The 26,034-nt window shown below is 65.1% G+C and carries 31 protein-coding genes; 13 read left to right on the forward strand and 18 right to left on the reverse strand.

Annotation, left to right across the window (positions count from 1 at the left end; translation table 11 throughout):
• Window positions 1–312 precede the first annotated feature (312 nt).
• Entirely contained in the window at window positions 313–774 is a 462-nt protein-coding gene (locus ASE00_RS11645; protein ID WP_056380394.1) for a peroxiredoxin, read from the forward strand.
• Here ASE00_RS11645 and ASE00_RS11650 read toward each other — a convergent pair whose 3' ends face one another.
• Together ASE00_RS11650 and ASE00_RS11655 are read right to left on the reverse strand one after the other, a co-directional pair.
• Window positions 775–1,251 (reverse strand): RNA pyrophosphohydrolase, encoded by a 477-nt coding sequence (locus ASE00_RS11650; protein WP_056380396.1) that lies wholly within the window; start codon window positions 1,249–1,251, stop codon window positions 775–777.
• On the reverse strand, window positions 1,248–2,198 hold the full coding sequence (locus ASE00_RS11655; RefSeq protein ID WP_056380398.1) for an alpha/beta hydrolase: 951 nt from the start codon (window positions 2,196–2,198) through the stop codon (window positions 1,248–1,250). The genes ASE00_RS11650 and ASE00_RS11655 overlap by 4 nt, the downstream gene beginning before the upstream one ends.
• Window positions 2,199–2,233: 35 nt before the next feature.
• Here ASE00_RS11655 and ASE00_RS11660 point away from each other — a divergent pair, with 35 nt between their 5' ends.
• The 6 genes from ASE00_RS11660 to ASE00_RS11685 all read left to right on the forward strand — a co-directional run bounded on the left by ASE00_RS11660 (window position 2,234) and on the right by ASE00_RS11685 (window position 6,773).
• Entirely contained in the window at window positions 2,234–3,145 is a 912-nt protein-coding gene (locus tag ASE00_RS11660; protein ID WP_056380400.1) for a histone deacetylase, read from the forward strand.
• Between the two features lie 3 nt (window positions 3,146–3,148).
• Entirely contained in the window at window positions 3,149–4,000 is an 852-nt protein-coding gene (locus tag ASE00_RS11665) for a ferritin-like domain-containing protein (RefSeq protein WP_082594643.1), read from the forward strand.
• Between the two features lie 83 nt (window positions 4,001–4,083).
• Window positions 4,084–4,731, forward strand: a complete 648-nt coding sequence (locus ASE00_RS11670; RefSeq protein WP_321164020.1) for a M23 family metallopeptidase — start codon at window positions 4,084–4,086, stop codon at window positions 4,729–4,731.
• Between the two features lie 73 nt (window positions 4,732–4,804).
• Window positions 4,805–5,140 carry an iron-sulfur cluster insertion protein ErpA gene (gene erpA, locus ASE00_RS11675; RefSeq protein WP_056380404.1) on the forward strand — a complete coding sequence of 112 codons (336 nt, stop codon included), beginning with the start codon at window positions 4,805–4,807 and terminating at the stop codon, window positions 5,138–5,140.
• 52 nt (window positions 5,141–5,192) lie between these two features.
• Window positions 5,193–5,972 carry an exodeoxyribonuclease III gene (gene xth, locus ASE00_RS11680; protein WP_056380406.1) on the forward strand — a complete coding sequence of 260 codons (780 nt, stop codon included), beginning with the start codon at window positions 5,193–5,195 and terminating at the stop codon, window positions 5,970–5,972.
• Between the two features lie 60 nt (window positions 5,973–6,032).
• Entirely contained in the window at window positions 6,033–6,773 is a 741-nt protein-coding gene (locus ASE00_RS11685; protein WP_156405401.1) for a hypothetical protein, read from the forward strand.
• A gap of 127 nt (window positions 6,774–6,900) precedes the next feature.
• On the opposite strand, the gene ASE00_RS11690 is transcribed toward ASE00_RS11685, so the two are convergent.
• From ASE00_RS11690 to lptF, 6 genes are all read right to left on the reverse strand, one after another.
• Entirely contained in the window at window positions 6,901–7,194 is a 294-nt protein-coding gene (locus ASE00_RS11690) for a DUF1244 domain-containing protein (RefSeq protein ID WP_056380410.1), read from the reverse strand.
• Between the two features lie 13 nt (window positions 7,195–7,207).
• On the reverse strand, window positions 7,208–7,840 hold the full coding sequence (locus tag ASE00_RS11695) for a LysE family translocator (protein ID WP_056380412.1): 633 nt from the start codon (window positions 7,838–7,840) through the stop codon (window positions 7,208–7,210).
• Window positions 7,841–7,889: 49 nt separating this feature from the next.
• On the reverse strand, window positions 7,890–9,038 hold the full coding sequence (locus ASE00_RS11700; RefSeq protein ID WP_056380414.1) for a hypothetical protein: 1,149 nt from the start codon (window positions 9,036–9,038) through the stop codon (window positions 7,890–7,892).
• 17 nt (window positions 9,039–9,055) lie between these two features.
• On the reverse strand, window positions 9,056–9,763 hold the full coding sequence (locus tag ASE00_RS11705; RefSeq protein WP_082594730.1) for a sterol desaturase family protein: 708 nt from the start codon (window positions 9,761–9,763) through the stop codon (window positions 9,056–9,058).
• A 157-nt stretch (window positions 9,764–9,920) separates the two neighbouring features.
• The gene (gene lptG, locus ASE00_RS11710) at window positions 9,921–11,015 is read right to left on the reverse strand and encodes an LPS export ABC transporter permease LptG (protein ID WP_056380418.1); all 1,095 of its coding nucleotides are present in this window, start codon (window positions 11,013–11,015) and stop codon (window positions 9,921–9,923) included.
• The gene (lptF, locus tag ASE00_RS11715) at window positions 11,015–12,217 is read right to left on the reverse strand and encodes an LPS export ABC transporter permease LptF (protein WP_056380420.1); all 1,203 of its coding nucleotides are present in this window, start codon (window positions 12,215–12,217) and stop codon (window positions 11,015–11,017) included. The genes lptG and lptF overlap by 1 nt, the downstream gene beginning before the upstream one ends.
• A 117-nt stretch (window positions 12,218–12,334) precedes the next feature.
• Here lptF and ASE00_RS11720 point away from each other — a divergent pair, with 117 nt between their 5' ends.
• The 5 genes from ASE00_RS11720 (at window position 12,335) to ASE00_RS11740 (ending at window position 16,130) form a co-directional block, all read left to right on the forward strand.
• Window positions 12,335–12,853, forward strand: coding sequence for a DUF2141 domain-containing protein (locus ASE00_RS11720; RefSeq protein WP_082594644.1), 519 nt, complete (start codon window positions 12,335–12,337; stop codon window positions 12,851–12,853).
• A 3-nt stretch (window positions 12,854–12,856) separates the two neighbouring features.
• Window positions 12,857–13,828: a diacylglycerol/lipid kinase family protein gene (locus ASE00_RS11725; RefSeq protein WP_056380424.1), complete on the forward strand. Its 972-nt coding sequence runs from the start codon at window positions 12,857–12,859 to the stop codon at window positions 13,826–13,828.
• A gap of 8 nt (window positions 13,829–13,836) precedes the next feature.
• Complete coding sequence (locus ASE00_RS11730) at window positions 13,837–14,760, forward strand: hypothetical protein (RefSeq protein ID WP_056380426.1); 924 nt, start codon at window positions 13,837–13,839, stop codon at window positions 14,758–14,760.
• Between the two features lie 42 nt (window positions 14,761–14,802).
• On the forward strand, window positions 14,803–15,108 hold the full coding sequence (locus ASE00_RS11735) for a hypothetical protein (protein WP_056380428.1): 306 nt from the start codon (window positions 14,803–14,805) through the stop codon (window positions 15,106–15,108).
• A gap of 164 nt (window positions 15,109–15,272) precedes the next feature.
• Complete coding sequence (locus ASE00_RS11740; RefSeq protein ID WP_056380430.1) at window positions 15,273–16,130, forward strand: OmpA family protein; 858 nt, start codon at window positions 15,273–15,275, stop codon at window positions 16,128–16,130.
• Between the two features lie 96 nt (window positions 16,131–16,226).
• Here the strand turns inward: ASE00_RS11740 and ASE00_RS11745 are convergent, their stop codons facing one another.
• The 3 genes from ASE00_RS11745 to ASE00_RS11755 all read right to left on the reverse strand — a co-directional run bounded on the left by ASE00_RS11745 (window position 16,227) and on the right by ASE00_RS11755 (window position 19,742).
• Window positions 16,227–18,212, reverse strand: a complete 1,986-nt coding sequence (locus ASE00_RS11745) for an ATP-binding protein (RefSeq protein ID WP_056380432.1) — start codon at window positions 18,210–18,212, stop codon at window positions 16,227–16,229.
• Window positions 18,213–18,291: 79 nt separating this feature from the next.
• Window positions 18,292–19,494, reverse strand: a complete 1,203-nt coding sequence (gene spt / locus ASE00_RS11750; protein WP_056380434.1) for a serine palmitoyltransferase — start codon at window positions 19,492–19,494, stop codon at window positions 18,292–18,294.
• Between the two features lie 5 nt (window positions 19,495–19,499).
• Window positions 19,500–19,742, reverse strand: coding sequence for an acyl carrier protein (locus ASE00_RS11755; protein WP_056380436.1), 243 nt, complete (start codon window positions 19,740–19,742; stop codon window positions 19,500–19,502).
• Between the two features lie 215 nt (window positions 19,743–19,957).
• Between ASE00_RS11755 and ASE00_RS11760 the strand changes: the two genes are divergently transcribed.
• A complete protein-coding gene (locus ASE00_RS11760; RefSeq protein ID WP_056380438.1) occupies window positions 19,958–20,500 on the forward strand; it encodes a Pycsar system effector family protein in 543 nt (180 codons plus the stop codon).
• Here ASE00_RS11760 and ASE00_RS11765 read toward each other — a convergent pair.
• The 7 genes from ASE00_RS11765 to rplU all read right to left on the reverse strand — a co-directional run bounded on the left by ASE00_RS11765 (window position 20,497) and on the right by rplU (window position 25,831).
• The gene (locus ASE00_RS11765) at window positions 20,497–21,402 is read right to left on the reverse strand and encodes an NAD-dependent epimerase/dehydratase family protein (protein ID WP_056380440.1); all 906 of its coding nucleotides are present in this window, start codon (window positions 21,400–21,402) and stop codon (window positions 20,497–20,499) included. The two genes, ASE00_RS11760 and ASE00_RS11765, sit on opposite strands and share 4 nt — an antisense overlap.
• A complete protein-coding gene (proB, locus tag ASE00_RS11770) occupies window positions 21,399–22,523 on the reverse strand; it encodes a glutamate 5-kinase (protein ID WP_056380443.1) in 1,125 nt (374 codons plus the stop codon). The genes ASE00_RS11765 and proB overlap by 4 nt, the downstream gene beginning before the upstream one ends.
• Window positions 22,524–22,527: 4 nt before the next feature.
• Window positions 22,528–23,571: a GTPase ObgE gene (obgE, locus tag ASE00_RS11775; protein ID WP_056380445.1), complete on the reverse strand. Its 1,044-nt coding sequence runs from the start codon at window positions 23,569–23,571 to the stop codon at window positions 22,528–22,530.
• A 96-nt stretch (window positions 23,572–23,667) separates the two neighbouring features.
• Window positions 23,668–24,237: a TetR/AcrR family transcriptional regulator gene (locus ASE00_RS11780; RefSeq protein WP_056381601.1), complete on the reverse strand. Its 570-nt coding sequence runs from the start codon at window positions 24,235–24,237 to the stop codon at window positions 23,668–23,670.
• Window positions 24,238–24,421: 184 nt separating this feature from the next.
• Window positions 24,422–24,991 carry a GNAT family N-acetyltransferase gene (locus ASE00_RS11785; RefSeq protein ID WP_056380446.1) on the reverse strand — a complete coding sequence of 190 codons (570 nt, stop codon included), beginning with the start codon at window positions 24,989–24,991 and terminating at the stop codon, window positions 24,422–24,424.
• A gap of 180 nt (window positions 24,992–25,171) precedes the next feature.
• Window positions 25,172–25,441, reverse strand: a complete 270-nt coding sequence (rpmA, locus tag ASE00_RS11790) for a 50S ribosomal protein L27 (RefSeq protein WP_056357607.1) — start codon at window positions 25,439–25,441, stop codon at window positions 25,172–25,174.
• A 27-nt stretch (window positions 25,442–25,468) separates the two neighbouring features.
• Window positions 25,469–25,831, reverse strand: a complete 363-nt coding sequence (gene rplU, locus ASE00_RS11795; protein WP_056380448.1) for a 50S ribosomal protein L21 — start codon at window positions 25,829–25,831, stop codon at window positions 25,469–25,471.
• Window positions 25,832–26,034: the final 203 nt, after the last annotated feature.

A 26,034-nucleotide genomic window follows, 5' to 3' on the forward strand; every position in this document is an offset into this window, starting at 1 on the left:
TCCTCGGATTTCCCGTGCTTTCCACTTTTTCGCATTTTCCTTAGACAAAAGACGGTTGCCGGGATTTTAACCAGACAAAGGCACGCGGATTTAAAGAAATCGCTGCTACCCAGGCAGCATCAACTGTGCGTGTTGCGTAAGCGTCAGAGACATCGGTGGTCGTATTCATCGAAGGGCGCCCCAGCGTATCGGGGCGCCCCTTAGTCTCCCGGCGGCATCCCTGTTGATGCACCGCCCCGCCTGCCTCCCGCGCAGCCTGTTGAACTTTCCCGTCTCGTCGTCCTAAGGATCACCGATCCGCAGGAGACCGACATGCTGAACGAAGGCGACAAGGCCCCCAACGTCACATTGCCGCTGCCCGACGGCAGCAGCACCAGCATCGCCGGGCAGGCGGGCAAGATCGTCGTCCTGTATTTCTATCCCAAGGACGATACGCCGGGCTGCACCACCGAAGCGCAAGCCTTCACCATGATGGCGGACGAGTTCGCCAAGGCAGGCGCCACGATCATCGGCGTTTCCAAGGACACCCCGGCCAAGCACCAGAAGTTCATCGACAAATATGGGCTGAAGGTCCGCCTCGCCTCCGACGGAGACGGCGGCATCTGCGAAGCCTATGGCACCTGGATCGAAAAGACCCTCTATGGCCGCAACTATATGGGCATCGACCGCGCGACCTTCCTGATCGGCAAGGACGGCAAGATCGCCCGCATCTGGCGCAAGGTGAAGGTCAAGGGCCACGCCGAGGAGGTGCTGGCCGCGGCGAAGGGGCTGTAGCTATTTCGGCAGATAATCGCCGAACGCCGCCACCACCTGCGCGTAGAGCGTCTTCTTGAACGGCACGATCAGGTCGACCAGTTCGCGGGCGTCGGCCCATTTCCACGCCCGGAATTCGGGTTCCGCCGTCTCGAGGTCGATATCCTCGTCGCGTCCCAGGAAGCGGGCGACGAACCAGTGCTGCGCCTGGCCGCGATATTTGCCCCCCCAGATCTTGCCCTGCAACTCAGCCGGGAGATCATAGAGCAGCACGTCGGGCGCGCGGCCCAATATCTCGACGAGGTGGGGCCCGATCCCGGTCTCTTCCTCAAGCTCACGCAGCGCCCCGGCCTGCGGGTCCTCGTCGGGATCGAGGCCGCCTTGCGGCATCTGCCAGGCATCGAGCGCATTATCGATCCGCTGCGCGACGAACACCTTGTCCTCGCTGTTGAGCAGCATCACCGCCGCGGCGGGACGATAGGGAAGGCTGGGCTTCACGGACGATATTCCTCGATCATGGTGCGGAAGGCGCGCAGGCAGCCGCGCAGATCCTCCTGTGACGACGGGATAGCCCGGCGCAGCGTGAGCCAGCCATGGATGTTGCCTTTGGTCTCGCGATATTCGGTCGGCACCCCCGCCTCGATGCACGCCATGGCATAGGCCCGCGCCTGATCGAGCAGCGGATCGAGCGTCGCCGCGACGACCAGCGCGGGCGGCATGCCGCGCTGGTCGCCCAGCCGCGGGGAGGCGCGCCAGTGCATGAAGTCGGGCGCATAATGTTCGTTGAACCAGCGCAGCGTATCGAGGCTGAGCATATAGCCTTCGCCCAGCCGCTCGGTCGACGGATAGCGCTTGCGCAGGTCGACCGCCGGATAGAGCGGCCAGATCGCGATCACCGGCAGCGCGGCCGGATGGTTGCGCAGCGCCATTGCGGTGACGATCGACAGCGTGCCGCCCGCGCTGTCCCCAGCGAAGGCCATCGAATTGAAGCGCCGCCCGAACAACGTCCCCTGCTCGGCCACCCAGCGCGCGGCGACTTCGCAATCGTCGGGTGCGCCGGGCCAGGGATGTTCGGGCGSGAGCCGGTAGTCGATCGACAGCAGCGGCAGATCGAGCCCGATTGCGATATCGGTGCAGGCGGCGTCATAAATGTCGAGGTCGCCGATCACGAAGCCGCCGCCATGATAGAAGACGATCAGCGGCCCTTCGTCGCGGCGCGGACGCGAATCGTAGAAGCGCGCCGCGATCGAGCGCCCGTCGGGCGCGGATATGTAGAGATCCTCCCGCGTCGCGATTTCGGAACTCGGCACATCGGCGATATCGCGCAGCCGCCCGGCCATGCGACGCGCGGTTTCAGGATCGACCTCATGGGTCTTCGGACCCTCTCGCCGGTTGATATCGTCTAGAAAGGCCCGGACGTCGGGACGGACAAATTCTTCGCTCATGGCCTTCCATCGGTAAAAGCGGCTAGCGTGGCAAGATGCTGCAACTCGTACATCATCCATATTATGTTTCGCCGACAACGCCGGGCAGCGCATTTAGCTTCGATAAATATGGGTTGGTGATGATCGCGCTGGCCGAAAGCGGCGCACCGCATGCGTTGCACACGCCAGAGCCGATGCCGCGACGATGGATCGAGGCGTTGCACGATCCTGCTTATGTCGACGAAGTCGCCGAGAGCCGGGTGCCGCCCGACAAGACTCGGCGGATCGGCTTTACGGTCACCGAGCGGGTGTCGCGCCGCGCCTTCCTTGCCCCCGGGGGCACCTGGCTCGCCGCGAAACTGGCGCTCGTCCATGGCTATGCCGCGAACAGCGCAGGGGGCAGCCATCATGCGCTGGCCGACAGCGGAGCGGGCTATTGCGTGTTCAACGACCTCGCCATCGCCGCCAACCGGCTCGTCGCCGAGGGCGACGCGCGGCGGGTGATGATCGTCGACCTTGACGTCCATCAGGGCGACGGCACTGCCGTGCTGCTCGCCGGGCGGCCCGATGTCTTCACCTTTTCGATCCACGCCGAGAAGAATTTTCCGGCTCGCAAGGCGCGATCGAGCTTCGACCTGGGTCTGCCCGACGCGACCGGCGACGAAGCCTATCTGGCCGCGCTCGCCATACATCTTCCCGCCGCGATCGCCGGTTTCGGGCCCGATCTCATCCTCTATCAGGCGGGAGTCGATCCACATCGCGACGACAAACTCGGCCGTCTCGCGCTCACCGACGCCGGATTGCGTGCGCGTGACAGCTTCGTGATGCGGCAGGCGCGCTCACGCGGCACTCCCCTCGCCAGCGTGCTGGGCGGCGGCTATGGCGACGACCGCCTCGAAGTGGCGCGCCGGCATGTCCGGTCGATCCTCGCGCTCGACGAGGCGTTTCGCGAGGGACGGGTCGCGTGATCGATGACTGACATTTCTGAAGCCTGCCGTGCGGTGCTCGACCAGCCCGATCCGATCGCCAAGGTGAAGGCCGCCCGCAAGGCCGCGCGCGACTGGCGGATGGGGCGGCTGGAACAGCGCTTCACCGTCGCCATGCCCGACCGCCCCGCCCGCACCGATCGTCCCCCGCTGCTGCCGCCATCGCGCATGCCCAAGCGCGGACGCGCCGGATCGGAGCGCGCGCGCATCGCGATGCTGCATGCATTGGCGCATATCGAATATGTCGCAATTGATCTCGCCTTCGATCTGGTCGGGCGGTTCGGCGCAATGTTCCCGCCGCGCTTCATCGACGACTGGATGAAGGTCGGCGCAGAGGAAGCGATGCACTTCGCGCTGCTCGAACGACGCCTGAATGCATATGGCGCACGCTATGGCGACCTGCCTGCGCATGACGGATTATGGGAGGCGGCGGAGGAGACGGCGGGCGATCCGATGGCACGGCTGGCGGTCGTCCCGATGGTGCTGGAGGCGCGGGGACTGGACGTAACACCTTCATTGATAAGCCGTTTCGAAGCGGCACGCGACATGCGATCCGGCGGTATCATGCGCCGTATCGCCGAGGATGAGATCGGCCATGTCGCCGCCGGGGTCGCCTGGTTTCGATTCCTCTGTGACCGTGAGCGAATCGATTGCGTGCAGAACTGGCAATCACAGGTCCGGCGACATTTCCGAGGAGCGATTAAGCCTCCGTTCAACGACTCGTCCCGTGACAAAGCCGGTTTAACGAAAGAGATGATGGCCGGGGTTGCCGCCCCTTGTGATCTTTCTCACACAGGCCGGGTCGCAGACGGGGGGGCAATTCCTGACAGCGGCTAACAGGGCCCGGCCGGGTGTTCGGTCGGGAATGTTCCGGTTGCGGGGGAATTATGCACTTCTTGGGCAATGTAGTTTCTGCTGGCTTGCGCCTTGCCGCCCAATCGCTTTCATCGACCCGCACGAAGCTGATCGCCGCAGCACTGCTGCTTGCGTCGTCGGTAACGCCCGCCCTGGCGCAGGACGGGGAACTCTCGGATAACGCACGTGGCGCCGCACAGTTCCATGCGCTGTTCCAGTCGTGGAAAAAGCTCGACGCCATGGACAATGGCGCGATCTCGATCCCTTCGATCCTCCCGATCGCCAATTTCTCGGTGTCGAGTTCCTTCGGCGTCCGCTCCGACCCGTTCGCCGGGTCGGCTGCGATGCATGCCGGCATCGACCTCGCTTCGCGCAGCGGCACCCCGATCTACGCCACCGCCGACGGCGTCGTCGATCGCGCCGAGTGGTTCGGCGGCTATGGCAACATGGTCGAGATCGACCATGGCAAGGGCATTGCCACCCGCTATGGTCACATGTCGCGCATCGCCGCCCGCCCGGGCGAGCGCATCAAGCGCGGCGACCTGATCGGCTATGTCGGTTCCACCGGCCGTTCAACGGGCAACCATCTTCATTATGAGGTCCGCATCGACGGCCGCGCCGTCAATCCGCTGCCTTTCCTGCAGTCCGCCGATTATCTGATCGCGATGAAGGAGAGCAACGCGGAGGTCGCGCTGGGCGGCCCCGAGGAATAAGGCTCCAGGAGATAAAAAGGGGGATTGGGCCGCCGGCATTGTCGGCGGCCTTTTCTATGCCTATCTTCACGGCATGAGCGCACAGCAAGATATTGATCTGACTCCCTCCGCCGCGGCGCGGGTGGCGATGATCGCCAAGAAGACCGGCAAGCCGGCTATCCTGCGGCTGGCGATCGATGGCGGCGGCTGCGCAGGCTTCCAGTATAAGTTCGAACTGGCCGACGCTCCCGCCGATGACGACACCGTCACGACGCGTGACGGCGTGTCGCTGGTCGTCGATCCGATGAGCCTCGATCTCGTTCGCGGCGGCGCGGTCGACTATGTCGAATCGCTGGGCGGTGCGGCCTTCCAGGTGAAGAACCCCAACGCCGCCTCGGGCTGCGGCTGCGGATCGAGCTTCTCGATCTAAGCACCTGCATGGACGGGTGACGGCGTCGGGAAGCCGCGCTATCCCTGACCCCATGAAAATCTCGACCTTCAACATCAACGGGATCAAGGCCCGTCTTCCCCGCCTCGTCGAATGGCTGGAGCAAAAGGCGCCCGACATTGCGTTGTTGCAGGAAATCAAGACCTCCGACGAGACCTTTCCGATCGCCGATATCGAGGCTGCGGGCTATGGCGCGATCTGGCACGGGCAGAAGGGCTTCAACGGGGTCGCCATCCTCGCCAAGGGCGCACAGCCGGTGGAGCGGCGCAAGGGCCTGCCCGACGATCCCGACCCTACCCATAGCCGTTATATCGAAGCCGAGGTGAACGGCGTGATCGTCGCGTCGATCTATCTGCCGAACGGCAATCCGGTGCCGGGCCCAAAGTTCGACTATAAGCTGGCCTGGTTCGACAAGCTGATCGATCATGCCGCCGACCTGTGGACGAGCGAGAAGCCGGTGATACTGGCCGGCGACTATAATGTGATCCCGACGCCGTCGACCGACGACGTTTTCTCCGAGCGGGCGATGGCGAGCGATGCGCTGACCCAGCCCGAGAGCCGCTCGGCCTTCCGCCGTCTGTGCAATGCGGGCTGGACCGATGCGGTGCGCACCATCCATCCGCACGGCCCGGTCTACACTTTCTGGGATTATCAGGCGGGGGCGTGGCAGCGCGACGCAGGCTTCCGCATCGACCATCTGATGCTGAGCCCCGCCGCCGCCGACCGGCTGGCCGATGCGGGCGTCGACAAGGATACGCGCGGGCTCGAAAAGGCGAGCGACCATGCGCCCACCTGGATCACACTAAGGCCGTAACGCAACCGTTCCGTCTTACCCGTCGTAACGAAGTGCGTTGCTTAAAAGCGGGGAGTGAACATGGCGACAAAAGCTCAGGGGCGAGCCGCGGCAATAGCGTCCGAACGCAGATTCTACGCAGGCATGGCGATCGCGATGATCGCGGCGATCGTGATCGGCTTCGCGCCGAGCTATTATATGCGCGGCATCGTCCCCGCCGCCTATCCGCTGCCGTCGATCACGGCGCTGATGCACCTCCACGGCGCGCTGTTCACGAGCTGGATGCTGCTGTTCCTTGCGCAGGTGCTGCTCGTCTCCGGCGGGCGGCCCGACATCCACCGCAAGCTCGGCCTGCTCGCAGTGGCGATGCTGCCCGCGATGATCGTGGTGGGAACGCTGGCCGGCCTTTATCAGGTGGCGCGCGCCTCGGGCCCGCCGATCGTCCCGCCACTGAGCTGGCTGTCGATCCCGCTGCTCAGCGTGCCCGTCTATGGCGGACTGATCGGCTGGGCGCTGGTCAAGCGGCGCGATCCGCAGACCCACAAGCGGCTGATGCTGATCGCGATGATCGAGATGACCAGCCCAGGCTTTGGCAGGATGCCATGGCCCGCCCTCGTGCCCGGTCCGGTCATCCTGTTCGGCTTCAGCAACCTGTTTCTTGTCGCGTTGATCGTCTGGGATTACCGGCGCAACGGCGGCATCCACCGCGCCACCGCGATCGGCGGCGGTATCATGGTCGCATCCCAGGTCTTCCGGATCGCGACATGGCAGACCGAAGCCTGGCTCAGCTTCGCACGCTGGGCGGTGAGTTGGGTGGCTTAGTGTTTCAGCATGGCTGAAACATGCGGTGCCGGCCCGCTGCCCCGCCCAACCACCCGATATCGTACACTGATCGGGTGGTTGGGCGGGGCAGCGGGCCGGCACCGCACATCCGCGCGAGCGGATCAAACTAAGCTTTATTCTTCGCGACGCTCGCGTCCATCCGGGCCAGTTGCTCCGGGGTCGCGGGCGGCTGCTGCGCCTTCCACTGCGCATAGGGCATGCCGTAGACGGCTTCGCGCGCCGCATCCTTGTCGAGCGTGCCCTCTGCCGCTTCGCCCACCCAGTCGGACAGGCAGTTGCGGCAGAAGCCGGCGAGGCCCATCAGATCGACATTCTGCGCATCGTCGCGATGCTGGAGGTGGCGGACCAGCCGGCGGAAAGCAGCGGCGGCCACCTTGTCGTCGATATCGTCGATGGTCATTGCGGGCTCCTCTTTATTTTTGACGCCAGGCGAGCAGCGACGCGCCGAACAGCATGAACAGTCCGCCGTTCGCGCGGTTGAACAGCCGTTGCCAACGGGCGTCGGCCATGAACCGGCCGAGCGAACGGCCGCCCGTCGCATAGGTAAGATACCAGCCGCTCTCGATCACCACGAAGGTGCCCAGCAGGATCGCGAATTGCGGGAGTTTGGGCAGCGCCGGGCTGACGAATTGCGGGAAGAAGGCGGCCGCGAAGATCAGCGCCTTGGGGTTGCTGATACTGATCAGGAAACCACCGCGGAACAGTTCGCCCGCACTCTCGCGGCGAGCGCCGATCTCGTCGCCGGCGATATCGATCGGCGCGCTGTCGTCGCGCCACGCCTTGATGCCGACCCAGATCAGATAGAGAGCGCCAGCCACCTTGATCACGGTCAGCAATTGCGGAAGCGCAGACAGCAGCGCGCTCATCCCCATCGCCGACAGGCCGAACAGGGTGAGCAGCGCCAGCATGCACCCCGCCATGGTGAAGACGGCGCGCGCGAGGCCATGGCGCATAGCCTGGGTCATGACGTGGAGCATGTTCGGCCCCGGCATCGCGGAAATCAGGAAGGTCGCGCAGACGAAGAGCCACCAGTTTTGCAGAGTCATCACATCGCCTTCTCACCCTCTCCCCGCCCAACGGCAAGGGGGGGACACATCACAATGTCTTCGAATAGATCCTGTAGATCTTGTTGACCTTGCCCTCGACGGTCTCGGCGATCGAGCGCATTCCCTGGTTGTTCTCTAGGATCCAGCCGATCTCGCCGCGGGTCGCGCCATAGTTGGCGACCGAATCGCGGCGGATATATTCGATCATCATGAAGGCGAGTTGGCTCGCGAGGCGGGTGGCCTGCAGCTTCTTGACCACGCCCATCAGGGGCACACGCATCGTCTTCACCCGCGGCTTGCGCAGCCGCCACAGCAGCTTGGCCCAGCCAAAGGGAAAGAGCCGCCCGTCGAGATCGGCCATCAGTTCGTTGAGATCGGGCAAGGTCATCATGAAGGCGACCGGCTCGCCATCGACCTCGGCGACGCGGATAAGATCCTCGAACACGATCGGCTTCAGCTTCTTGCCTGTATAGGCGATCTCGCTGGCGGTGATCGGCACGAAACCCCAGTTGTCCGACCAGGCGTCGTTGAGGATCGAGAGGATCAGCGCGGCTTCCTCGTCGAAGCGGCTCCTGTCCACCTTGCGGATATGGATGCGCGGGTTGCGCTCACCCGAGGAGACGATCCGCTGGACCAGCGGCGGGAATGGCTTGGCGATATCGAGGTCATAGGTCAGCAGATCCTTGATCCCGCTATAGCCCAACGGCTCGATCCAGCCCTGATAGGCGGGATTGTCGTGCCCCATCATCACCGTCGGCGGATGATCATGGCCCTGGATCAGCAGGCCGGGCTCTTCCCAGATCGAGCAGCTGATCGGCGCCATCACGCTGGTCATGCCCTTGGCGCGCAGCCAGTCCTCGGCCTGCGCGATCAGCGCCGTCGCAGTCTCCTGGTCCACGGCTTCGAGCAGGCCCCAATTGCCGATTCCGGGGCCCCCGCCCTGTTCGGCCGGCATCGCCAGCAACAGCTTGTCGATATGCGCCGAAATCCGTCCGGCCAGCGCGCCATCGCGTTCGGCCAGGAACAGCTGCTGTTCGGCATGTTCGTAAAAGGGGTTCTTGCCCGGCGTGACCAGCTCGAGCGCCTCCATCCGGAGCGGCGGCACCCAGTTGGGATCGGCTGCGTTCAGCGTGTAGGCGAGTTCGACGAAACGCTTCCGGTCCGCCTTGCTGCTGACGGGGCGGATCGAGACGGCCATGCGCGGACTATCCTGTATCAGTGCGGGATGCGCTGGCTGGGATGGCCGGTGGCAACCCCGCCCGAGAGGCGCGCGACGTGCGGATAGCGCTCGGCGACCTCGGGCGTGTAGCCGAGGTTGAACACCGTCTCGCTCTTCTTGTCCTTCTCGATACGCTCGTAATAGGTGCCGAACAGCTTATCCCAGAAATAGTTGGTGATGCCGAAATTGCCGCGCTCGTCGTGGAAATGATGCGCCATGTGACGCGCCTTCATCTCGATCAGCATCTTGTTCTTCGGCTTGTAGGCCAGATGCTGGATGCAGTGGCAGAACTCATAGAAGCAGGTCGTCAGCAGGCCGGTGGCGAAGGCCGCCAGCGCGCCGCCGGGGCCGCCGATCCAATAGCCGATCGGTGCGGTCGCCAGCGCGATCGTCGGCAACGTGGTGTGCAGCGCGCCGAACAGGATTTCCAGACGGTTCGGATCCTGATGATGATCATAATGGATGCGCTTCCAGGTCGCGGCCAGGAGGGGCACCTTGAACATCCAGCGGCTGTGCAGCACCCAGCGGTGCAGACAGTACCAGACCAGCGGATAGACGAGCAGCGCGACGCCGATCGACGCGAGCGTCGGCACCAGCGGCGCGGGATAGCGGAAAAACAGGCCGATCGCGACGATCGCGCTGGTCAGATAGCCGATGATCGCGGGATATTGGAAATAGGCGATCACCAGCTCGCGCAGCGTCATGCGGTCGAGATGGTGTTCCTTGGCCCAGAAGGCCGGCTTGATGGCGGTGAGCTTCACGTAAGTCCTCGAAAGTCGATCGACGCCCCATCCGGGCTAATATGGTGATGCCCTCTGGCGTGGCAATGCGGCGCTTTTGCGACTTTCGCGAGACGAGATACTATTCTTCGGTCCGGATCAGGACGGCTTCGCCGATGAGCAGGAACAGCAGGAAGGGCGCCCAGGCGGCAAGCATCGGCGGATAGGCGCCGAGATTGCCCATCGCGAGCGCGAAATTGTCGGCGACGAAATAGGCGAAGCCCAGCGCCATGCCGATCACCGCGCGAATGAACAGATGCCCCGACCGGGCCAGGCCGAAGGCGGCTACCCCCGCCAGCAACGGCATCAGCATCGCCGAAAGCGGCCCCGACAATTTATGCCATAATCCAGCCCGGAGCGGCCCGGTGGGGCGTCCCGCGGCATCGAGATCTTCGATCGCGCCGCGCAGCTGGAGGATCGAGCGCGAAGCCGGATCGACGCTGGACAGGGTGAAACGGTCGGCGGTGACGCCACGCGCGAAATCGAACCTGGGCAGCTGGGTGGTCACCCCCCGGGCGACGTCGAATTGCGCCGCATCGGTGATCCGCCAGCCGCCATCGGCCTGAACCGCCCGCGTGCCCTTGACGATCGAAATCAGCCGCCCGCCATCGCGATCGTACAGGGTGACGCGGTCGAGCTCGGCGCGCAGCCCGCGCCCGCGCGCCGTGGCGGCGTGGATCAGATCGTCGCCGTCGCGGACCCACACATTGTTGGCGATGCCGCGGTCGCGCGGGATCGGGCCATAGTCGGCGTTGGACCAGGCCGTCAGCGTCGCGGTCGACCGGGCGACGACGCGTTCGTTGAACAACAGCGATACCATGGCGATACCCATGCTGGCGACGATCAGCGGCGCAAGGATCTGGTGCGCCGAGATTCCCGCCGCCTTCATCGAGATGATCTCGCTGTTCTGGTTGAGGGTGACGAAGGTGATGAGCGTTGCGAGCAACGCCGCGAAGGGCAGGAAGCGGGCGATGATCTGCGGCGTCCGCAGCGTCACATAGAGCCACAGCTGCGCGTCGCCATTGCCAGGATAGGCCAGGATATCGCCCGATTCGCCCAGCAGGTCGAGCGCCATCAGCACGATCACCAGCGCCGCCAGCACCGCCGCGAAGCGGACCAGGAACATCCGCGCCATGTAGAAGGTGATCGTCCGCGAGGCGAAGAAGGAGATGTTCATCACGCGGCCTCCTTCCGGCTGAACTTGATCCAGCGGATCACCGCCTTCACCGCCTTGTCGGCGGCGCGCTCGAGCGCCCCGATCGGCTGACCGCCGGGAACATGGGCAATCGTACGGTACATCCACCACACCAGCGCCGCAAAGCAGAGGAAGGGTATCCACAGCGCCAGGATAGGTTCGATCCTGCCCAATGCGGCGACCGAAGCGGCATATTCGTTGATCTTGTGCTGGGTGACGATCATGATGATCGACAGGAACACGCCGAGCGCCGAAGAGGACCGCTTGGGGGGTATGGCGAGCGCGAGCGCGAGCATCGGCAGCAGGAACATCGTCGCCACCTCGACCAGCCGGAAATGGAACTCGGAGCGCAATTCCGAGCGCAGCTTCTCCGGCGTGTTCGGCTTGTGGGCGGTGACAACCAGTTCAGGCATCGTCATTTCGAGGTCGCGGCCGCCGCGCTGGCGGAAGGCCTCCATCTTGGGCAGGTCGATCGGCAGGTCATGGCCGACGAACTGGAGCACACGCGGCTCCTTGAAGCTGGGTGCGTCGTGGACGAGGACGCCATTACGCAGGCGCAGGATGATCGTGTCAGGGTCGTCCGTCGCCAGGAACTGACCATGTTCGGCGGTGACCGCGAGGCTCTTGCCTTCGTTAGATTCGGTCATCACGAAGATGCCCGAAAGCTCGCGCCCGCCGTCGCGGCTCGTTTCGACCCGGATTGTCATCCGTTTGCCCAGCTTGGTGAACTCGCCGACCTTGATCGATGCGCCAAGCGCGCCCGATCGCAGCTCGAAGCGCAGCCCTTCATAGGCATAGCGCGAATAAGGCTGGATGAAGCCGACGATGGCGAGATTGAGCAAGGCGAGCGCAATCGCATAATAATAGGGCACGCGGAGCAGCCGCCCGTAGCTCATTCCCACTGCCCGCAGCACGTCGAGTTCCGACGACAGCGCGAGCTTGCGGAAGGCGAGCAGGCAGCCGAGCATCAGCCCGATCGGGATGCCGAGCGACATATATTCCGGAATAAGATTGGCGAGCATGCGCCATACGACGCTGACCGGCCCGCCCTCCGACACGACGAAGTCGAACAGCCGCAGCATCTTGTCGAGGGTGAGGAGCATCGCCGCGATCACCAGCGTGCCGATAAGGGGCGTGGCGATCAGGCGGGCGACATATCGGTCGGTTAGCGTGTCAAATCTCAACTTTTCGACGCCCCGTGACCATGTTCTGGCCGCAATCGCAGCCCAATTTCCGACTCATGGGGCAGTGTACCGGCCATGGGTTCGCGCATGGCTATAGCTTCCAGGAGTAATGAGGTCATGTCGAAACTTGTGGCAGGGATGGCGGGAATGTTGATCGCGGCGGCAATGCCCGCCAGCGCGCACGCCGCCGTGCTCGGCCCCGACGCGAGCGCCTGCAAGGGCGACGGCCCGGCGATGCTCGTTCATATCGAGGGTCTGAAGAAGCGCGGCGGAACGCTGCGCGTCCAATCCTATGGCGGCAATCCCAATCGCTATTTCGAAAAGGGCGCGTGGCTGCGTCGCGTCGACGTTCCCGTCCCCGCGACGGGCCCGGTCGAGATCTGCGTCGCGGTGCCCGCCGAAGGCACTTATGCGGTGTCGGTGCGGCACGACGTCGATTCGTCGGGCAAGACCGGCATGAACGATGGCGGCGGGATGTCGGGCAATCCGAAGATGTCGCTGTTCGACGTGATGTTCAAACGCAAGCCCAGCCCGGACCGGGTGAAGGTTGCGGTGCACGGCGTGGTTCGCGTTCCGGTCACGATGAACTATGTCCAGGGCGGCTCGTTCGGCCCTATCGCGATGGCGGCGAGGTAGTCGATGGCCAGCGTCGCGCTCCTCTCCAATCCGCGCTCGACCGGCAATCTGTCGATGTTGCCGCGGATGCGGAGCTATTGCGCGGCGCATAGCGACGTCTTCCATTATGAGGTGGAGTCGATCGAGCAGATCGGCGAGGCGCTGCGCACCATCGCCCGGGTCAATCCCAAGGTGCTGGTGGTGAATGGCGGCGACGGCACCGTCCAGGCGGCGCTGACCGAACTCTATCTGGGCGGCCATTTCGACGGATCGCCACCGCCGGTCGCGGTGCTGCCAAATGGCAAGACCAATCTGATCGCGCTCGATCTGGGCGCGGTGGGCGATCCAATCGCGGCGCTTGCCAAGGTGATCGAGATCGCGCGCAACGGCGTCGAGGAGCATGTCGTCGACCGCGAACTCATCGCGCTGTCGGACGGCACCGATGGCGCGCGTCCGGTGCTGGGGATGTTCCTTGGCGGCGCGGGGCTCGCCGACACGATCCTCTATTGCCGCAACAAGATCTATCCGCTCGGCCTGCCCAACGGGATCAGCCATGTGCTCACCGCCATCGCGGTGCTCGCGACACTGATCCTTGGCATCCGCACCGCCTTCCTGCCCCCCGCCGCGACTCCACTGAAGGTGTCGATGATGCGCCAGGGCCAGTTGCACGGCCGCTTCTCGCTGCTGATCGTCACCACGCTGCATAAGCTGCTTCTGGGCAGCAGCACCGGCGGCGCGGCCTCGGCGGGCCCGTTGCAGATGATGGTCGTCGAACAGCGTCCGCTGCCGCTGCTGCGCGCGCTCTTCGCGGGCATCTTCGGACGGGTCGGCCGCAACCAGATGGACGGCGTTCATTTCGAGCGCGGCGACGAGATCCGCATCGAAGGCGAGCGTTCGAGCGTGGTGCTCGACGGCGAAATCTTCCAGGCGGACGCCGGCCGACCGATCATCCTCAAGACCACCCCGCCGGTCCCCTTCCTGCGCCTCGCCGCTTAAGGCCGTTCATGGCGCTCGAAACGCTGGTCGCGGCCGAACTGGCCGAATCCGTCGATCCACGCGTCACCGCCATGGCCACAGCCTTGGCCGCGCGCTACGGGCGGGCTTCGCGGTCGGTACTGTTCTACGGCTCCTGCCTGCGCGAGGCCAATCTCGACGGGCTGATGCTCGATTTCTATCTGATCGTCTCGGACTATGCCGAAGCCTTCGGCAAGGGCTGGCTGGCTTTCGCCAACCGGCTCATCCCGCCGAACGTTTTCCCGTTCGAGCATGACGGGCTGATCGCGAAATATGCGGTGCTGAGCGAAGCCGACTTCACCCGCCTCGCCTCCTCCTCGACGCGCAACGTGTCGGTCTGGGCCCGCTTCGCCCAGCCATCACGCCTCGTCTGGGCGGCCGACGACGGCGCGCGGGCGCATGGCGTCGCCGCCATCGCCGGGGCCGCTCCCGCACTGCTCGCCGCCGCGCGGCCGATGCTCGCCGATACGGTGACGCTCGACGAACTGTGGGGCCAAGCCTTCAACCTCACCTATGCTGCCGAACTGCGCGCCGAGCGCAAGGGCCGGGCGACCTCGGTCGTCGCCGCCGATCCCGTCCGCTACCGCTGCTTCACTGCGCCGGCCCTCGCCGCCGCGGGCCTCCCCGCGACGATCACGGGGGATCGCATCGCTTTCGAGGAGGCGTTGACCGCGGCTGAGCGGCGCGCCGGAGCAGCCCTGTGGGTGCGCCGCCGCCGCGAGGGCAAGGCGCTGACCATCGTCCGGCTCGCCAAGGCGAGCACCACCTATGCCGGGGGGATCGATTATCTCGCCTGGAAGATCAACCGCCACGCCGGAGCCGCGATCGAGATTCGCCCCTGGCAGCGCCGCTGGCCGATCCTCGGGGCGATCAGCCTGCTGCCCCGCCTGATCCTGCGCGGCGCGGTGCGCTGAACGCGCGCTTGCGCGGAAACTCTCGCGGATTATCTTACGATCATGGTCTGGGATCTGCGCGGCGCGCTGCTCAAGAAGCAGGAAGTGGAGACCGCCCGCCTCGCCGACTTCGACTTTCGCCTGCGCGCCCGGACGATGCGGCTGCTCGCTCCGATCGTCGGCGTCGATGCGGTCTGGCTGGTCGGCCTGATCGCGGAAAGCGACGACGCTTCGATCCTGGCCCGGCTGGCGGAAAGCCTCCGCATCCCATCCGCCGACCTGGCCCGCCATCATGCGGCATGCAATGTGCAAGCGCGGGCCGAGCTGGTCGACGAAATAGGCGATCCGACTCCGCATCGGCTGGCATAGCCGACCATCTTTCTCCTACCCGAACGGCGCCTTCGGCAACGGTTCGTCGCACGTGATGACCCAATTACCGGCTCGGCCCACGGCCTGCGGGGCCATGTTCATCTGCCAGACAGGTCGATCTGAACACGCAGGATTTGCTGGGGGTAGGATAGAGGAGTCGCGATATGCGTGTCATTTCCCAAACATCGGGCGTTTGTATCGTGCTTGCCGCGTTGGCGGCATCGGGCAGCGTGTCTGCACAGGAGCAAGTTTCGGATCCAAGCATCCTGGTGAACGCGCCGGTGATGGCCAAGGGGCCGGAGATCAAGGGCGTCATCTCGGCCCGCAAGGACGACAAGATCAAGGTCACCGCACCCGACGGCAGCAGCACCATCATCGCCGTCAACGACGCCACCCGGATCAAGACTGGGGGCGGCCTGTTCGGCGGTCGCAGCAAGCAGGGTACGGCAGCGCTGCTCAACGGACTCCCCGTCACCATCAAGACGCTGCAGGCGGCCGATGGGCAGTCGACCGAGCTGGTGGCGAGCCAGGTCACTTTCCGGAATGCGGATCTGAAGACCGCAACGATGATCCGCAACGCCACCGACCAGCGTTTCGAGGAGCAGACCGCGGCCACCGAGTCGCTGCGTGGCCGTCTGGGCGATATCGACAAATATAATCTGAAAGGCACGACGAACGTGCATTTCGACACCGGCAAGACCGAATTGTCCGCCGAGGACAAGGCGCAGCTCTGCTCGACGGCGGCCTCGGCCGAAGCGATGGACAACGCCCTGCTGCTGGTCGTCGGCTATACCGATTCGACGGGAAGCGATGATTTCAACCAGCAGCTCAGCGAGAAGCGCGCCAGCCGCGTCATCAACTATCTCCAGCAGCAGTGCGGATGGAAACCCTATCGCATGCTGACGCCGACGGGGATGGCCGAGGCCGATCCGGCCGCCAGCAACGACACCGATGAAGGCAAGGCACAGAACCGTCGCGTGGCGGTGAACGTCATGGTCAGCAAGAGCGTCGACAATATGTGATGTGCGCGGGCCGGGCGGGGAGTGTCCACGCCCGGCCCGGCTTTAATCGCACCGCGCGCGCAGCCCCTTCCGGAACAAAGCTTTTCGCGCCCGCGATCACGCGGCCTGCGAGGCAGTAGGATTGCCCCGGCGATCGATCGCATGGGTGATGGCGTTACCCAGGCCCGCGATGGTGAAGGGCTTGCGCAGCACCTCATGACCAGTGAAGTCTTCGGTCTGCCCCGCCTCGCCGACATAGCCGGTGACGAACAGCACCGCGATATGCGGGTAGTCGCGGCTGATCCGGCTGACCAGTTCGGGACCTGTCATCCCCGGCATCATCACGTCGGTCAGCATCAGGTCGAAGCCCGATCCGGTCGCCAATATCTCGAGCGCCTCGTCACCCGAGGCGCAGGCGCGGACGCTGTGTCCGAGTTCGACAAGCCCGGCGCGGGTTGAGGCCTGCACGCGCGGATCGTCCTCCACCAGCAGGATCGACAGCGGACCGAATTGCGGCTTGATGATCGTCGCGCCTTCCTGCGCCGGCCGCTCGCCCGCCGCCCCGTGGTAGCGCGGCAGGAACAGCGAGATGGTGGTGCCCTGGCCCACCGTCGAAGCGACGCGGACATCGCCGTGCGACTGACGGACGAACCCGAAGATCTGGCTGAGCCCGAGACCAGTGCCCTTGCCGACAGGCTTGGTGGTGAAGAAGGGTTCGAAGGCCCGCTCGATCACTTGCGGCGGCATACCGCAGCCGGTGTCGGCGACATCGATCCGGACATAATCGCCCGGCGCAAGCCCGCCCGGATCGTCTGTCCCGATCGCCACATCCTCTGCTGAGATGTCGAGCCGCCCGGCGCCCTCCATCGCGTCCCGCGCATTGACCGCAAGGTTTAGAATGGCGTTTTCGAGCTGATGCGCGTCGGCCCAGATCGGCCAGCGCGCCCGGCCGACGTCCACCCGGACCGTGATCCTCTCCCCCAGCGTACGATCGAGCAGGACGTTCATGCCGGTGACCAGCTTCGACGGCTGAACTGCATCGGGCAGCAGCGGTTCGGCGCGCGCGAAGGACAGCAGACGCCGCGTCAGTGCGGCGGCGCGGTCCGCTCCTTCCATCGCACCGTCGAGATAGGTGCTGACGTCGCCCGATCGTTGCGCCAGCTTGCGCCGCGCCAGATCGAGCCCGCCGACGACGACCGCGAGCATATTGTTGAAGTCATGCGCAATGCCGCCGGTCAGCTTGCCGACCGCTTCCATCTTCTGCGCCTGGGCCAGTTGCGCCTCGGCTCGCGCGCGAGTCTCGGTTTCCTCGCGCAGCTTCTCGTTGGCGCTGCTCAGTTCGCGCGTGCGCGCGGCGACTGCGGCTTCGAGCTGCGCGGCGCGATCGCCCTCCTCCTCGGCCATCTGGTCGGCGCTGGCGCGTTGCACCGCCTCCGACGCGGCAAGCCAGCCGAGCAATATGGCGAGCCCGGTGAGCACGATACCGAGCACCGACAACAAAGTGGTGAAACGCTTGGCGCGATCAGCCGACGCGATCGTCGCCTCGGCGCGCTGTCCCAGCCGCTGGCGTTCGTTGGCGCTGATATGTTCGAGCACCCGGTCGATCGCCGCGACGTTCGGCGATTCCGCGGCGCGGTTGTACATGCCGATAGCATACCAGCCCTTGCCGACATTGGCGAAAGCCGCCGCTGCCGCCAGCTCCTTTTCGCGGGCAGCGAGCAGGTTGCGGAGTTCAACGACCAGCGGCCCCTGAACCTTCCGGCGGCCGACCAGCTTCTCCAGGGCGCGCAGATGCGTCGCCGCACGCCGCCACTCGTCATAATAAACCGTGCCGGTACGGCGGTCGGCATTGACAACATAGCGGCCAAGCGCCGCTTCCGATCGTGCCAGCGAGGCGTCGAGCGAGCGGGTCAGCATCATGATGTCGTAACTGCGCTGCTCCTGCGCCAGCGCCGCATCGCGCGCATCGTTGGTACGGGCGACCATCATGACGACGACGATCAACAGGCCTAGCGCGGTCAATGCCAATAAGCTGGCCGCCACCACCCGCCCGGAGGCAGGAGACAACCCCCGCTTCAAGGTCTCGGGAGAGAATGTCGCCATTGGCGCTTTGTACCGTAGCCGGAGCGACGGGCAAAGCCACCAATGCGACGAAGCGTGCGGCTTTATAGCCCGTATCGGATCAGGCGATCACACCCGTAGCCCGGCCCGCGCGCTCAAACATGCCGAGGATCTCGTCGACCTGCTCGTCGCTATGTTCGGCACAGAGCGAGCAGCGCAGCAAGAACATACCCGCCGGCGTGGCGGGCGGGCGCGCCGTGTTAACGTAAAGGCCAGCCTCGAGCAGCCCCTGCCACAGCGCCACCGCCTGAGCCATGTCGGTGAGGATCACAGCGATGATCGCCGACTGGGCGGTCTCGGTGCCGAGCTTGTAGCCCATGTCGCGCAGGCCCTGGTGCAGGCGGCGCGAATTCTTCCAGAGATGCGCACGCTTGTCGCCGGCATGCATCAGCTTGCGGATCGAGGCCGCGGCGGTGGCGACGACCGACGGCGGCAGCGACGCGGTAAACACATAGGGACGGCAGACGAGGCGCAGCACCTCGAACTTCGGATGGTTCGACACGCAGAAGCCGCCGACCGTGCCGACCGACTTGGAGAAGGTGCCAACGACGAAATCGATGTCGTCGGAGACGCCCGCTTCCTCGAACACGCCACGGCCATGTTCGCCGAAGAAGCCCATGCCATGCGCTTCATCGCACAGGATCATCGCGCCATGCTTCTTCGAAACGGCAACCATCTCCTTGAGCGGTGCGATATCGCCCATCATCGAATAGACGCCTTCGAGGACGACGAGCTTGCCTGCCTCGGCCGGCAGGCGACCCAGTCGCTTGTCGAGATCCTCGACCGAATTGTGCCGGAAGCGGACCACCTCGGCATTGCCCAGCGAGCAGCCGTCGTAGATCGAGGCATGGCTGTCGGCATCTAGTATGATGTAATCGCCCTTGCCCGCGATCGTGGAGATCATGCCGAGATTGGCCTGATATCCCGTCGAAAAGACGATCGCATGCTCGGTGCCGTAGAACTCCTTCAGCGCTTCTTCGCACTCCTTGTGGCCCTGATAGGTGCCGTTGAGAACGCGGCTGCCGGTGGTGCCGGAACCGAAGGCGTCGAGCGCGGCCTTGCCAGCGGCGATCACGTCCGCGTCGAAGGTCATGCCCATATAGTTGTAGGTGCCGAGCAATATCGTGCGCTTGCCGTTGATCAGCGCTTCGGTGGGCGACAGCACTTTGTCCATCACGATGCCGTAGGGATCGCGCACGCCTGTCGCGAGCAGCGCCTCGCGCTCGTTGATCAGCGGATCGAATTTCGAAAACAGATCCTTCACCGGATTCAGCCCTGCAATTTGGCGACGGCGTCGACCAGCTGGCCAATCGTCTCGATCTCGGCCTGCATGTTCATCGTGATGATGATGTCGAACTCGTCCTCGACTGCGGCGACGAAATCCATCACGGTCAGGCTGTCCCATTCGAGGTCGCCCGCGAAGGTCGTCGCGTCGGTCAGGTCGACGCCCTTCTTGTTAAAGGGTTCGATCTGTTCCGCCACGCGGGTGAAGATATCGTCTCGGTCGCTCATGCTAGTCCCTTAAAGCGATTTCGAGGCAGGAGGAAATAGCTGCCACCTCGGAAATCGCGGTCCAGTCAAAACTGAACGGCTTTTGCCGTTCATTTTTGTTGTGCAGCGCATGACAAGCGATTGCGGCGGCTTCGCGGCAGCGACGCGGCGGCGCTTGGCAGCGGCGGGTTCGCGGTGCATGTATATGACAAGAAGAAGTCGAACCAGGGGGGCATGTGTCGACCGAACCAGCCAATCCGAACGGACCGCGCGTTTATTCGCCAGACTTCGTCCACCTGCTCCGCACCACCCAGTCGATCCAGTATCAGCTCAGCCAGATGGCCGATCAGAAGGCTAACCTGCTGATGGGGACGACCTTCGTGATCTTCACGATTACGCTGGGGCAGATCAAGGGCGGCGGCCATCCGCCGCTGGCGCTGCTGATCCTGGGCGCCGCCGCCTTTCTGTCGGCGCTGCTTGCGGTGATGGCGGTGCTGCCGTCGACCAAGGTGCCGCCCAAGGCCGACGGCCCGGCCAATCTCCTGTTCTTCGGATCGTTCAGCCAGTTGAGCGAGGACGAGTTCGTCGCGATGATGCTGAAGACTGTCGAGACCCATCAGGGTGTGTTCGAAGCCTTTGCGCACGACATCTACCAGAACGGCCGGGTGCTCGCCCGCAAGAAATACCGGCTGCTCGGCTATGCCTATAAGGTGCTGGTGCTGGGTCTGATCTGCAGCTTCGTCGCCTTCATCCTGCACTTTGCGGCGGGAATCGGCTAGAGCCACCCCTCCGATCGATACCAGCCCGCCGTCGCCTTCAGCCCTTCGGCGGCACTTACCTTGGGTTGCCAGATCGATGCGGGAGGCCGCTTCTGCACGACCCAATCGGGATGGCAGAAATAGCGAACCCGGTCGGGGGTGAGCTTGGCGCGATCACCGTGCCGCATCCGCTCCGCCATCGCCGCCAGCCGCAGCACGAAGCCCGGCACCGGCAGCGTCAGCAGGCGCGGACGGCCGACGCCCTGCCCGATCAGCTTGCCGAACTCACGATGGCTATAGCCCTGGGACGCTCCGTCATCGGGCTCGTACACTTGCCCGACAGCGTCCTTGGCGCCAATGAGGTCGAGCAGCAGCCGGGCCAGATCGCCGGCTTCGATCAGCGATATCCGGCCCTTGGGCGGCAGCGGGAGAATGCCCTTGCGCCGGGCGACGCGGAACAGTTCCAGCATTTCGCGATCGCCCGCGCCGTAAATCGCCGGGGGCCGGACGATCGTCCAGTCGAGCGGTGACTGCACCACCATCGCCTCCGAAGCCGCCTTGGACCAGCCATAGTCGGACAGGTCAGGCTCTCGCGCCGACAGCGACGAGACGTGAATGAAGCGTTTCGCGCCGACCGCCTCGCTCGCGGTCAGCAGCGATGCCGTACCGGTGACGTTCGCTTCGACGAAACCGGCGAGCGCGGGCGCGTTGATCGCACCGGCGATGTGGATCACCGCATCGGCGCCCTCGGCCAGGTCGGCGAGCACGCGATGATCCTCGAGCGTGCCCTTGATCCATTCGACATTGGGCCGGGGCAACTGCGCGCTGCGGGTGAGCGCCTTGATATCATGGCCCCGCGCCGCCGCCTCGCGCAGGACATGGCCGCCCAGGAAGCCGGTGCCCCCGGTGATCGCGAGGATCACAGCAGTACCATATGGTCGCGATGGACCAGCGCCGATCGCGGCGCATAGCCGAGGATCGCCTCGAGCGCCTCGCTGCGCCGGCCGACGATCTTGCCCGCGTCTGCCGCGTCATATTCGGCAAGGCCGCGCGCTAGCACATGCCCGTCGGGACCCGCGATGTTCACGACGTCGCCGCGCGCAAAACGCCCGTCGACCGAGACCGCGCCCGCGGCGAGCAGGCTGCGCCCTTGCGCCAGCGCCTTCGCCGCGCCGGCATCGACGATGATCTGTCCCTTGACGGTGAGCCGCCCCGCGAGCCACGCCTTGCGCGCCCCGCCGATCTTGTCGCCGACGAAGATCGTGCCGCGCCCGTCGGCGTCGAACGCAGCGAGCGGACGATCACGCTTGCCCGAGATGATGGCGAGATGGGCGCCCGAATGCTGCGCGATCCGCGCCGCTTCGAGCTTGGACACCATGCCCCCCGATCCCATGCCCGAGGCCGACCCGCTGTCGGCCATCGCCCGGATCTTCGCATCGATGCGGCGGACCTCGGGGACCAGCTTCGCGCTGGAATCCCGGTGCGGATTGGCGGTGTATAGGCCGTCGATGTCGGACAGCAGGATGACGCCCTGCGCCTCGGCCGCCTGGCCGATCCGCGCCGCCAGCCGGTCATTGTCGCCGAAGCGGATTTCCTCGGTCGCGACCGAGTCATTCTCGTTGATCACCGGCACAACGCCGAGACTGAGCAGCCGGTCGAGGGTCGAGGCGGCATTGAGATAGCGGCGGCGATCCTCGAGGTCGTCGAGCGTCACCAGCATCTGCGCGGCGGTCAGCCCCCGTTCACCGAGCAGTTCGGCCCAGCAGTGCGACAGCGCGATCTGTCCGGTCGCCGCCGCCGCCTGCGCATCCTCCAGACTGGCGCGTCCGCCCTTGGCAAGGCGGAGCCGCCGCGCGCCGAGCGCGATCGCACCCGACGACACCACGGCTATCTTCTGGCCGGCGCGGTGGCGCGCGGCGATGTCGGCCACGACCCCCGCGAGCCAGTCACGACGCAGCAGCCCCTGCGGATCGACGAGCAGCGCCGACCCGATCTTGACGATCAGGCGCGGACAGTTGGCGGGCAAAAAATAATCCGCGATCATCGGATCAGATGGGCGACCACGGCTCCGCCCCCTCATTCTCGTTCGCGGCCGCCGTCTCCGGCGCAGGACCGAGTATCTCGATGATCTTGTCGAGCACAGGATCGAGCCCCTCCCCGGTCGCACCCGACAGGCGCATCACGTCGCCCCCGCTCTTCTTGGCGAGTTTCTTGACCAGCTTGTCGAGCGTCTTGGCATCGACCGTGTCGACCTTGTTGAGCGCGACGATCTGAGGCTTGTCCGACAGGCCGGCGCCATAGGCGTCGAGTTCGCCCTGGACGATCTCATAGGCGTCGACAGGATCGTCGCCGCTCGCATCGATCAGGTGGAGCAACACCCGGCAGCGTTCGATATGGCCCAGGAAGCGATCGCCGATGCCGGCGCCTTCCGCCGCCCCCTCGATCAGGCCAGGGATGTCGGCCACGACGAACTCCCGTCCCTTGTGGCTGGCGACGCCGAGTTGGGGGCGAACCGTGGTGAAAGGATAATCGCCGACTTTGGCCTTGGCGTTCGACACCGCGTTGATGAAGGTCGACTTCCCGGCATTGGGCAGGCCGACCAGCCCGCAATCGGCGAGCAGCTTCAGCCGAAGCCACACCCACGCCTCTTCGGACGGCCAGCCGGTGCCGTGCTGGCGCGGCGCGCGGTTGGTCGACGTCTTGTAGCTGGCGTTGCCGCGCCCGCCGTCGCCGCCGCGCAGGAACACCCGCCGCTCGCCGGGAACGGTGAAGTCGGCGAGCACCTCGCTCTTGTCCTCGGACAATATCTGGGTGCCGACGGGCACGCGGATGACGAGATCGTCTCCGCCCGCGCCGGTGCGGTTGGAGCCCGCGCCACCCTTGCCGCGCGGCGCCCGGAAATGCTGAGTGTAGCGGAAGTCGATCAGCGTGTTCAGGCCGGGCACCGCTTCGAAGACGATATCGCCGCCCTTGCCGCCATTGCCGCCGTCGGGGCCGCCATATTCAATGAACTTCTCCCGCCGGAAGCTGACCGCCCCCGGGCCGCCCGCGCCCGAGCGAATGAATATCTTGGCTTGATCGAGAAAATGCATCGCGCGGCTTTATACGAAATGGCGGCGAAAAGAACCCTCCCGGCCACAGACGCTCGGTCATGCCGAACAAGGTCTGCATGACGATGGAGGAGGAAGCTACCAGCCCCGCATCGTTTGCAGCTGGTGCGCGATCGTCTTCCGCGCCGTGTCGCGGGGGACTTCGAGCGCCTTGGCGATCGCCCCGCCGATCAGGCCTTCGCCCAGCGCGGTGAGCACCAGCATCTGCGTGATCTGGCGGAGGGGCGCCCCGCGATGCTCGCCGAGCTCCTCGATCAGGTTATGCACGGCGTCGAGGATGGGCGTCAGGCCGTCATGCTCTCCCGACAGGATCATCCACGACATCAGCGCCGCCATGCCCTGTTTTTCGAAGGCGTCGAAGGTGATGTCGACGACCTCGCGGATGTCGCCCTCGGTCTGTCGCTGGCGCAACACGGCCTCGCCGATTTCTGCGGTGATCCGCGCGACCATCATCTCTGCCATCGCCCTGCGCAATTCGCCCGCCGAACCGAAATGGTGGAGGATATTGGCGTGGGTGCGGTTGATTCGCTTGGCGACCGCCATCAGCGTCACCGCCTGCGGCCCTTCTTCGATCAGGATCGCGCGAGCCGCCTCAAGAGCGATCTGGCGCATTTCCTCTGTCGACAGGCGCGAACGTGTGTGCGGCATCATAAGCCCTTGCAAGGATAGGGAGCTTAACGCCGGAACCTCCGCCGGCGCGTGCGCGCCGTGGTTCCACCCCAACGCGGCGGCGCATAGCATCGCGCCGCCGCGTTACCCCGTAGATTTTTCTGTCATCGTTGCAAGGCGCGCTTTGCGCCGGCCCAGCTGGACGCGGCAGCCACGACCGCCTTCAGGCGGCCAGGGCGTCCTCACGGTCGTAACCGCTATGGGCCGGGGCGCGGCCCGCCGAAGCGCCAGCCTTGCGTACGAAGTCGATGCAGGATTCGACCGACTCACGCGAACGGCAGCTGCGCATGCTGATATTGCCGGTCGGCTCGAAGCCGAGCTTGTGCAGTACCCGCGCCGAACTGGGGTTATCGACGAAATGCCCGGCGAAGAGCTTTGGCAAACGCAGGCTGCGATCAGCCATCTCCACGACGGCGCGTCCCGCCTCGGTGGCGAAGCCCAGCCCCCAATAGGGGCGTGCGATCCAGTAACCGAGTTCAGCGCCGCCATCGCGTGCGTCGAGCCCGATGCCACCGACGAGACGCGGTGCGCCATGGGTGCGCGCGAAGATCAGCAAATTGGGCAGCGGCCCCTGATCCATCGCCAGAAAGGACTCGGCGTCATCGATGCCATAGGGCCAGGGGACGCGCGCGAGATTGCCGGCGACCGAAAAATCGTCGAGCGCAGCCGCCAAAGCGGGCGCGTCTTCCTTCCAGCCGGGACGCAGCAAAAGCCGCGGGGTACGTGCGAACATTTTGGTAGAAACTCCCTCTCCGCACCCCCGAAAACGCCTTTGCGCGCAAAAGGTTACAGGGCTGCGACAATAATTTGAGGGAGACACGAAAAAGGGAGCCGGTGCTACCGTCTCCCCTCGCGATCCGCCTTGACGGATCCTCGGGTCGCCCTCTGGACGACCCGAATATGGGCTCGTCCGTTACTCGGCCGCTTCGGCCAGCGCGTCGACGCTCACATATTTCCGGCCGAGCTTGCCGCTGTGAAAAGCGACGCGGCCTTCGGTGAGCGCGAACAGGGTGTGGTCCTTGCCAATGCCGACATTGCGGCCCGGATAAACCTTGGTGCCGCGCTGGCGGATGATGATGTTCCCGCCGATCACGACTTCGCCACCGAACTTCTTGACGCCAAGGCGGCGGCCGGCCGAGTCACGACCGTTGCGCGAAGAGCCGCCTGCTTTCTTATGTGCCATCTCAAACTACTCCGTTTGGCTCTTCGATCAGGCTTCGGCAGCCGCAGGCGCTTCCGCCTTGGCCTTCGCCGGTGCCTTCTTCGCCTTGGCTTCGCCGCCAATCGACAGGATCTTCAGGATCGTGTGCTGCTGACGGTGGCCGTTGCGGCGACGATAATTGTGGCGGCGGCGCTTCTTGAAGACGATGACCTTCTCGCCCTTCGCCTGTGCGACGATCTCGGCCGACACGGTCAGACCCTTCACGTCCTTGAGCTCAGCGCCTTCGCCGGCCAGCAGGACATCGCCCAGCGACACGGTTGCACCTGCATCGCCCTCGATCTTCTCGACGACGATCTTGTCTCCTGCGGCAACGCGATACTGCTTGCCGCCCGTGCGCACGATAGCGAACATGGCCCTCATCACTTCTTCAAATCTGTTAGCGCAAAGGCAATGGCTCACAGCCATGAACCCCTGCGCGGGAAAGCGGTCCGCTAAAGGGAGAGCGCCGGAAAGTCAACCATCATGGGGCCGCCAAACCGCAACAATTCCGTCATTCCGGCGGAACACCGCAATATCGGGCGCGCGATATTCGCCCGATCAGGCTAAACACACGG

The sequence above is a fragment of the Sphingomonas sp. Root710 genome (genome assembly GCF_001429065.1).
In the GTDB taxonomy this organism is placed as follows: Bacteria; Pseudomonadota; Alphaproteobacteria; order Sphingomonadales; family Sphingomonadaceae; genus Rhizorhabdus.